Here is a 1,062-nt window from a genome sequence, read left to right as displayed (position 1 = left end):
CGCCGGACGCCCGTGCGGCGAACAGCGGCGGTGTGCCATCGCCGGCACCCACGCCGACGCGCTGCCGCGCCGGGGCCGCCCCGCCCAGCCGGAGGGGACCGCCGAGGCGCTCGCGACGGCCGAATCGAGTAGTGTTACGCGATGTGACAAGGCGTGGTCCCCATTCGCACTGCTCCGCCACCGGAACGCAGCGCATCCCGGCCCGTCCAGACCCCGCTGGTCACTCTCGGTGACCGCGAACGGTGGGCGGGGCGAGCACGCGGTGACGACCGGGGACGCCGCGCGGGGCGGTTCCGACGACCTGCCGGCCCTGGTCGACGACCTGGGCGTGGTCGTGTGGGAAGCGGACGTGGCGACGCGGCGCTTCACCTTCGTCTCCCGCTACGCCGAGGAGCTGCTGGGCTACCCGCTGGAACGCTGGTTCGACGGGCTGGACGACCTGGTGGAGCTGGTCGACCCCGCCGACCGCGGAGGGGTCCTGCGCGCCTGGCTCGCCGGCGTCGGCCAGGACTACTTCGAGGTGGAGTTCCGCGTCGTCGCCGCGGACGGGCGGGTGATGTGGTTGCGCTGCCGGGGCAAGGTGGTGTGCGACGACCGCGACCGACCCGTGCGGGCGCGCGGGATGCTGGCCGACGTCACCCGGCGCCGGGACGCGGAGCAGCACGAGCGCTTCCTCGCCGACCTGGAGCAGCGCCTGCAGCGGTTGGGCGACGCCGAGCAGGTCATGGCCGAGGTGACCCGGCTGCTGCGGCAGCACCTGGCGGCGGACCGGTGCGCCTACGCCCGCGTGGAAGCCGACGAGGACCACTTCGTCATGAGCGGTGACCACGCCACCGGCCTGCCGTCGTTGCACGGCAGGTTCGCGATGTCGGCGTTCGGCGAGGACGCGCTGCGGACGATGCGGGCGGGACGGCCGTGGGTCGTGGCCGACGCCGCGCACGACCCGAGGCTGACCGGCGGTGACCGCGACACCTACCGGCAGACGGGCATCCGCGCGGTGGTGACGGTGCCGCTGCTGCGCGACGGGCGGTTCGTCGCCGGCCTGGCGGTGCACCAGGCGTC

Annotated in this window: 1 protein-coding gene; it reads left to right on the top strand. The window is 74.9% G+C overall.

All coding sequences use genetic code 11. The features are described from left to right. Positions 1-229: 229 nt before the first annotated feature. The coding region (locus tag ACFV4N_RS44005; protein WP_499678648.1) for a PAS domain-containing protein at positions 230-1,062 on the top strand (833 nt) is incomplete at its 3' end.

This window comes from Actinosynnema sp. NPDC059797 (genome assembly GCF_042732085.1).
Taxonomy (GTDB): Bacteria; Actinomycetota; Actinomycetes; order Mycobacteriales; family Pseudonocardiaceae; genus Actinosynnema.
This window is presented reverse-complemented; position numbering and strand designations above follow the sequence as displayed.